We start from the raw sequence: 7,842 nt of genomic DNA on the forward strand, positions 1-7,842 counted from the left end.
CCGGCCTTCCGCCGGTGGCACAGGGGGTGCACGGGCAGGGAAAGCGGAGCTAGACTGTCCGCCTTTGCGGCCCTTGGGCCGCCCTGAACGGAAGTGTCCTCCCGCATGAGTTGGCTCAGCAAGTTGATGCCGTCCGGCATCCGCACCGACAACACCCCCAGCAAGAAGCGCAGCGTCCCCGAGGGCCTGTGGGAAAAGTGCAGCAACTGCGGCAGCGCGTTGTACCGGCCAGAACTGGAAGAGAACCTGGAGGTCTGCCCGAAGTGCGGCCACCACATGGCGATCCGTGCACGTGCGCGCCTGGCAGCGTTGTTCGACGCCGACAGCACCACCGAGATCGCTGCGCGCCTGGGCCCGACCGACCTGCTCAAGTTCAAGGACCAGAAGAAGTACAGCGAGCGCATCAAGATCGCGCAGAAGAACACCGGCGAGTACGACGCGCTGATCGCCATGCGCGGCCTGCTCAAGGGCCGTGCGCTGGTGGCCTCGTCGTTCGACTTCGCTTTCATGGGCGGCTCGATGGGCTCGGTGGTGGGTGAGCGCTTCTCGCTGGCTGCCGAAACCGCAGTCGAGATCGGTGCCCCCTATGTGTGCTTCTCGCAGAGTGGTGGCGCGCGCATGCAGGAAGGCCTGTTCTCGCTGATGCAGATGGCCAAGACCTCTGCAGCGCTGGGCAAACTGCGTGAAGCCGGCCTGCCGTTCATTTCGGTGCTGACCCACCCGACCACCGGTGGCGTGTCGGCATCGTTTGCGATGCTGGGCGACATCAACATCGCCGAGCCGCAGGCACTGATCGGTTTCGCCGGCCCGCGCGTGATCGAACAGACCGTGCGCGAAAAGCTGCCGGAAGGCTTCCAGCGTTCGGAGTTCCTGCTCGAGCACGGCGCCATCGACCAGATCTGCGACCGCCGTGAAATGCGTGACCGTCTCGCCGACCTGCTGGCGATGCTGGGCCGTCAGCCGGCGCCGGAGGTGGCGTGATGGGAGGCCGCAAGTACTTCGGTACTGATGGCATCCGTGGGCGGGTCGGCCAGGGCGTGATCTCGGCCGACTTCGTGCTGCGTCTGGGCAACGCCCTGGGCCGGGTGCTGGTGGCCCAGCGTGGCCAGGACGGGCGCCGGCCGATCGTGATCATCGGCAAGGACACCCGCATTTCCGGCTACATGTTCGAAGCGGCGCTGGAGGCTGGGCTGGTCGCCGCCGGTGCTGATGTGCAGCTGCTGGGGCCGATGCCGACCCCGGCCGTGGCCTTCCTGACCCGCACGCTGGGCGTGGATGCCGGCATCGTCATCAGTGCTTCGCATAACCCGCACTACGACAACGGCATCAAGTTCTTCTCCGCCCAGGGCGAGAAGCTCGACGATGCCACCGAGCTGGCGCTGGAAGCGGCACTGGATGTTCCGTTCACCACCGCCGAATCGGAGAAGCTGGGCAAAGCTTCGCGTGCACGTGAGGCGGTCGGCCGCTACATCGAATTCTGCAAGGCCAGCGTGCCGCGTGCATTCGACCTGCGTGGCGTGCGCCTGGTCCTGGACTGTGCGCATGGGGCCACCTACCAGATCGCACCGCTGCTGTTCCGTGAGCTCGGTGCGGAAGTGATCGGTATCGGTGCTGAACCCAACGGCGTCAACATCAACGCCGGCGTCGGTTCCACCCATATCGACAACCTGGCGGCCAAGGTGCGCGAGACCCGCGCCGATCTCGGCATCGCCTTCGATGGCGATGGCGACCGCGTGCTGATGGCCGATGACCAGGGCAATCCGGTCGACGGTGATGACCTGCTGTACATCCTGGCACGTGCGTGGAAGGACGAAGGTCGCCTGCGCGGTCCGGTGGTCGGTACGCTGATGAGCAACTACGGTGTGGAGAAGGCCTTCGCCGATCTGCAGATTCCGTTCCTGCGCAGCAACGTCGGTGACCGCTACGTGCACCAGGCGCTGATCGAAGGTGGTGGCGTGCTCGGCGGTGAAGCGTCGGGACACCTGCTGTGCCTGGATCGGGCCACCACCGGCGATGGCATCGTCAGTGCCCTGCAGGTGCTGGTGGCGCTGCGCAACAACGGCCAGACCCTGCGCCAGGCGCTGAAGGGGCTGGTGCGGGTGCCGCAGAAGACGGTGAACGTGCGGCTGGGCAATGTCTCGGCCAAGGCCACGGTGCAGGCTGAAAGCGTGCAGTCCGCGCTCGCCGACGCGCAGCAGGCGGTGGCCGGTCGTGGTCGTGCCTTCCTGCGTCCTTCCGGTACCGAGCCGGTGGTGCGGGTTACGGTGGAAGCTGACGACGCGACGCTGATGCAGGACACGCTCGATCGCCTGTCTGCCGCGGTACGCGCCGCCGCCAGCTGAGGCTGCCGCGCGGTGAAATGAAAACGCCCCGGGAAGCCGGGGCGTTTTTCTTTGCGCGGGCGGTGCACGCGGTACTCAGGGCCCCGGCACCATCTTCTTCTGCCGCGCCTTGAAACCATTGAACAGTGGCCCGATCAGCGGGTTGTAGCTCAGCCTGATGCGCTTGCGCAGCCAGCTGGCCGGCCGGTTGCGGATGGCGAACCGGTAGATGCGTTCCGGGTCGCCTCCGACCAGGTTGCGGCCGAAAGGATGAGTGGTGTGCAGGTAGCGGAAGCCGTGCTCGCGCGCCACCTCGATGTGGTCCTGGTCGAAATCGCCATACGGCCAGCACAGCGTGTCCGAGACTTGGCCCAGCTTGTCCTGCAGGACCTCGCGCGAAACCGCCAGGTCGTGGCTCAGGCCTGCGCGGCGCTGCGCACGGTCCAGGTCGGTGCGGCGCAGCCAGCGCGTATGGGTATGGGTATGGCAATGCATCTCGAAGGTGCCGGCGGCAATGCTGGCGCGCGCTTCGCTCCAGCGCATCATCACATCGTCGCTGCGGTCCTGTTCGTAGATCGCCGCTTCGCAGCCCCGGTGGTCCGGGGTGGCAGGCAGCGTTGCCCCTTCGATGCCTGCATGCGGGCGTTCCGGGCCTTCGCCCATCCAGCCGGTGACCACGAACACCACTGCGTGCATGCCGTACTTGTGCAGGATCGGATGCGCATACACCCAGTTGTCCAGGTAGCCATCGTCGAAGGTGATCACGATTGATTTGCGTGGTACCGGCTTGCCGGCGAGGAAGCCGGCATATTGGTCCAGCGTCAGCGACGTCCAGCCATTGCCGGCCAGCCACGCGATCTGGCTCTCGAAGTTTTCCGGCGACACCGTGATCATGCCCGGTGAAGGACTGACGTGATGGTGCATCAGCACCGGTACGGTTCGGGCCTCAGCCATGTCCCAGCTCCTTCAGCCACTGGTGGTAATAGTGTTCGGTGGTCTCGCCGTGACCGTCCGGGGTGAAACGGTGTGCGCTGTGCATCCAGTCCCAGCCGGCGCGGCCCATCTGCCGACGCCGCTGTGGATCGTCCACCAGCAGGCGCAGGGCACCGGTCAAGGCTGCATTGTCGCCCAGGCGAGTGAGGATCGCATTGCTGCCATCAACCACCATTTCCGGTACGCCGCCGACCCGGGTGGCCACGATCGGTACACCGACATAGGCCGCTTCCAGGAATACGGTACCGGCCGCTTCCTTGTGCGAGGCGAGGGCGAAGATGTCGAAGCCGGCCATCAGGCGGCAGGCGCCATCGCGGTATCCCAGCAGGTGTACCTGCTGCTGCACTCCATGCTCTGCGCACAGCGCCTGCAGTCGTTCCATCACCTGTTGGCCATCGCCGACGATGACCAGATGCAGGTCCGGGTTGGCTTTGCACAGGGGAACCATCGCCTGCAGCAGGTCGGCATGGCCCTTGGGCTCACGCAGCACCGCCACGCAGCCGACCACGATGTCCCGTTCGCCGAAACCGAGCTCGGCACGCACTTGCGCGCGCACCTCCTGCAGGCACTGCCAGGGATCGGCCTTGCGGATCTCGCTCCAGCGCGGCGGCACCGCGATCGGCGGCACGATGCCGATATGCTCGGCCGGTATGCCACGGTCGGCCAGCAGCTGCTTGACGAAACTGCTGACGGTCAGAACCCGGTGCGGAAGCCCGGTATAGGTCAGCAGCGAATTGACCGGACTCATCAGATGGCGCGAGCGCACCACCAGCGGCGTACCGCCCAGACGCGCACCTGCAGCGGCGATCAGCGCGTCACGGCGGCTGGTGGTATTGACCACGTCGTAACGTTCGCGGCGGACCAGTCGTGACACCGACCAGATGCCGCGCAGCAGGCGGGCGAGCCCGCCCATGCGCAGCGCGTGCACGGTGAAACCGTCGTCACGCGCCAGCTTGGCCAGCCGTGCATCCGGCTGGCACAGCAGCGACACATCATGGCCGCGCGCACGCATCACCTGCATGTGGCGGAAGATGTAGATCTCCTGCCCGCCCATTCCCTTGGCGGCTTCGGTATGCAGGATGCGCAGCGGACGGTTCATGCGGGATGATCCTTGGGGGTCAGCGGTTGCGGAAGCGGGTCAGCGCTTCCCATGCAGAGCGGACGGCGGCGGAGTCCGGGACCTGCTGAGGCAGCGGGCGGTAACGCAGGTCAAGCGCCGTTGCGTTGCCGAATTTGTCGAACACGTAGATGGCGTCGCCGTGGCGGACCGCGCGTTGCGACCAGCTTTCCACCACCAGTGCGCGTTGGCCCGTGGGTTCGCCCAGCAGGTCCTGGCCGGTGCTGAAGTCGGTCAGCGCGTTCTCGCAGCCCAGTGCGTGGCGCATCAGGGTCGGCACCCAGTCTTCGTGGGAACTGGTGCGTGTCTGAATGCCGCTGGCCTGGCCTGGCCAGTGCAGTACGAACGGCACCTGCAGCTGGTAATCGGAGAAGTTGCCGTTGTGGCCCCAGTAGTTCAGCTTGAGGTCGTTGAATTCTTCGGCGTGATCACCGGTGACCAGGACGATGGTGTCCTCGGCCAGGCCCTGCGCGCGCAAGTCGTCCAGCAATGAGCCGAGAAGACTGTCGGCGTAGTGCACGGCGGTGCGGTAGCGGTTGAGCTCCGGCGTCGGGTCGTGGTCGGGGCCGAATTTCAGGAAGTCGATTTCCTTGGCCATCGGTGTGGCCACCGGCGGATAGCTGGCAGGCAGGTGGTAGCCAGCGTGGGTGGAGTCGAGGAACACGAAACCGAACCAGGGCTGCTGTGCCGCCTGGCTGGTACGGATGTCCTTCTGCAGCGCAGCGACGATGGCACGGTCGCGGCCATCCGGGCCGAGTTCGGACGGTCCTTGATGCAGCTGATCGCGGACGTCGGCAAACACGGTGCGGTCGAATTCGGGGCTGTACAGCGGCGCACTGCCATACAGGTGCAGGTCGTAGCCCTGTTGGCGCAGTACCTGGAACAGCTGCGAGCCACGCTGTTCGTCCAGCATGCTCTGCCAGTAGCCACCGGGCAGGCCGTAGAGCAGGCCGAACAGGCCATAGCGGGTGGCGTTGCCGGTGCTGAAGTGGTGGTCGTATACACGCGACCCCTGTGCCAGCGCCGAGGCATTGGGCATCAGCTGGGGGGTCAGGACGTCGTGGCGCAGCGACTCCAGCACCACCATCAGCACGTTGGGGCGGTGCGGGTTCTGGCAGCGCAGCGGCTGCAGCGGATACTGCAACTGGGCGTGGCGCGGATCTGGCAGCCCGGCCTGCTGTTCGCTGACCACACCGAGCTTGCGCATGAAGCTCTTGGCGGTGATCGGCTGTGCCCATGGCAGATAGTTCCACTGCGCGATCACATCGCGGTCGCCGCGGGCATCGTAGTAGGCGGTGGCGACCTGGCCGCCGGCCATCAGTAGTGCGACCACCGCCCAGGCCTGCAGTACCGTGCGCCGACGGGGCAGGGCCGGCAGCAGCTTCCAGCAGGCCCAGGCCAGCAGGCCTTCGGCGGTGAAGATGGCGGCCACCAGCAGGCCCGCCTGCAGCCAGGTTTTCCAGGACAGCGCCACCTGGTCCTGCAGTGCGCCACCGAAGACCATGTTCACCACCATGGCATTGAGGTGGAAGCGGTACAGGGTGAACACCTTGGCGTCGACCAGCAGCAGGCACAGCCACAGGCCCTGCAGCAGCACTGCACTGACACTCAGGATGCGTGCGTTGCGCTGCCAGAGTCCCAGCAGCAGTGGCAACAGGCCGGCCAGCGCGCCGAATGCCAGCAGATGGCCGGGCAGGGCGACGGACAGGTAAACCAGGCCGATTGCGCCACCGGGGTTGTCGGTCAGCGGTACGTTCCCAACAGTGATGGCTGCGGCCAGGATCGCGTTGCCGGCCACGAACAGCGACCACCAGGCCAGCCGGCGCCAGTGGCGGGCGGTATCTGCTACGGGCGTGGTGTCGGCTGGGTCGGAGGGCATGGTGCGGGCGGGGTCGGGTGGCTGGAAGAAACGCGCGGCACCAACGTGATTGAATCGTTAAATGTGCTCGGGTCGCGCATTGTATCGGTTTGTTTCCTTGTATCGAGTCGCGTTCGCCGGGCGATCTGTCACAATGTTCAGGCGGGCCCTGAATGCGCAGGCCCGTTTCAGACCCAACGACAAGCCAGGAACCGCTGTGAGCCAGATCCCGACCCTCGACATCACCCGTTTCGACAGCGACCGCGAAGCCTTCGTGGCCGAGCTGGGCGCGGCCTACCGCCAATGGGGATTCGCGGGCATCCGCAACCACGGCATCCCGCAGGCCGACATCGACGCGGCCTACGGTGCCTTCAAGGCCTTCTTCGCCCTGCCGGATGAGGTCAAGCGCAAGTACCACGTGGCCGGCAGCGGCGGCGCCCGCGGCTACACCCCGTTCGGTGTTGAAACCGCCAAGGGTTCCAAGCACTTCGACCTGAAGGAGTTCTGGCACATCGGCCGCGAGATCGCCGACGACTCCAAGTACCGCGATGTGATGGCCCCGAACCTGTGGCCGACCGAGGTCGAGGGCTTCCGTGAGCGTGGCTACGGCCTGTACCAGGCGCTGGACAACCTGGGTTCGCGCGTGCTGTCGGCGCTGGCCCTGCACATCGGCCTGCCGGAGAATTTCTTCGCCGACAAGACCAATTTCGGCAACTCGATCCTGCGTCCGATCCATTACCCGCCGATCACCACCGACGACATCCCGAACGTGCGTGCGGGCGCCCATGGCGACATCAACTTCATCACCCTGCTGGTCGGCGCCAGTGCCGCCGGCCTCGAAGTGCAGTCGCATGATGGCGAGTGGGTGCCGTTCACTTCGGACGCCGACACCATCGTGGTCAACATCGGCGACATGCTGCAGCGCCTGACCAACCATGTGTATCCGTCGACCATCCACCGCGTGGTCAACCCCCCGGGTGAGCTGGCGCGCCAGCCGCGCTACTCGGTACCGTTCTTCCTGCACCCGAACCCGGACTTCCTGATCGATGTGCTGCCGTCCTGCATCACCCCGGAGAACCCGAGCCGGTACCCGGAGCCGATCACCGCCCACGGCTTCCTCGAGGAGCGCCTGCGCGAGATCAAGCTGAAGTAATGAGAAGTGAAGGCCGCCGAAAGGCGGCCTTTTTCTTTGCAGGGCTGCGCCCTGCACCCGCAGAGGCCGAAGCCGAAGCCAAAGCGGCTCTGGGATGTTCCGTGGGGAGGCGGGGAGGTGTCGGATGGCGGGGACGCCGTGAACCCGTCCATGGGGGCTTGGCCGCGGCATCCATGCCGCGGACACTCCGCCATCCGACACCTCCCCGCCTTCGACAGTTTCCCGGTGACGGCGGGTAACTCGCGATTTCCGGTAGGTGTCGACCTTGGTCGACACGGTAGATCCACGCCATGCGTGTGGGGTAGGGGTCAGATCCCTTTTCCGCAGGAAAAGGGATCTGACCCCGGCAGCTAAAGCAGGGGAGGGGGCCGAAGCTCTGCTTTCGCTTTTGCTTTTGATC

Annotated in this window: 6 protein-coding genes; 3 read left to right on the forward strand and 3 right to left on the reverse strand. The window is 66.0% G+C overall.

What is annotated here, in order from left to right:
- Positions 1 to 105: 105 nt before the first annotated feature.
- Together accD and glmM are read left to right on the forward strand one after the other, a co-directional pair.
- Positions 106 to 981, forward strand: coding sequence for an acetyl-CoA carboxylase, carboxyltransferase subunit beta (gene accD, locus DI041_RS11920; protein WP_006381208.1), 876 nt, complete (start codon positions 106 to 108; stop codon positions 979 to 981).
- Positions 981 to 2,342, forward strand: a complete 1,362-nt coding sequence (glmM, locus tag DI041_RS11925) for a phosphoglucosamine mutase (RefSeq protein ID WP_136639387.1) — start codon at positions 981 to 983, stop codon at positions 2,340 to 2,342. Before accD ends, glmM begins: the two co-directional genes overlap by 1 nt.
- A 75-nt stretch (positions 2,343 to 2,417) precedes the next feature.
- On the opposite strand, the gene DI041_RS11930 is transcribed toward glmM, so the two are convergent.
- Genes DI041_RS11930 through DI041_RS11940 form a run of 3 tightly spaced genes read right to left on the reverse strand, consistent with a single transcriptional unit; the run spans position 2,418 to position 6,310 of the window.
- Complete coding sequence (locus DI041_RS11930; protein WP_136639388.1) at positions 2,418 to 3,275, reverse strand: polysaccharide deacetylase family protein; 858 nt, start codon at positions 3,273 to 3,275, stop codon at positions 2,418 to 2,420.
- Complete coding sequence (locus DI041_RS11935) at positions 3,268 to 4,413, reverse strand: glycosyltransferase family 4 protein (RefSeq protein ID WP_136639389.1); 1,146 nt, start codon at positions 4,411 to 4,413, stop codon at positions 3,268 to 3,270. The genes DI041_RS11930 and DI041_RS11935 overlap by 8 nt, the downstream gene beginning before the upstream one ends.
- 19 nt (positions 4,414 to 4,432) lie before the next feature.
- On the reverse strand, positions 4,433 to 6,310 hold the full coding sequence (locus tag DI041_RS11940) for a DUF3413 domain-containing protein (RefSeq protein ID WP_136639390.1): 1,878 nt from the start codon (positions 6,308 to 6,310) through the stop codon (positions 4,433 to 4,435).
- Between the two features lie 196 nt (positions 6,311 to 6,506).
- On the opposite strand from DI041_RS11940, the gene DI041_RS11945 reads away from it, so the two are divergent.
- Positions 6,507 to 7,442 carry an isopenicillin N synthase family dioxygenase gene (locus DI041_RS11945; RefSeq protein WP_136639391.1) on the forward strand — a complete coding sequence of 312 codons (936 nt, stop codon included), beginning with the start codon at positions 6,507 to 6,509 and terminating at the stop codon, positions 7,440 to 7,442.
- Positions 7,443 to 7,842 lie beyond the last annotated feature (400 nt).

The sequence above is a fragment of the Stenotrophomonas maltophilia genome (genome assembly GCF_004920835.1).
Taxonomy (GTDB): Bacteria; Pseudomonadota; Gammaproteobacteria; order Xanthomonadales; family Xanthomonadaceae; genus Stenotrophomonas; species Stenotrophomonas maltophilia_AQ.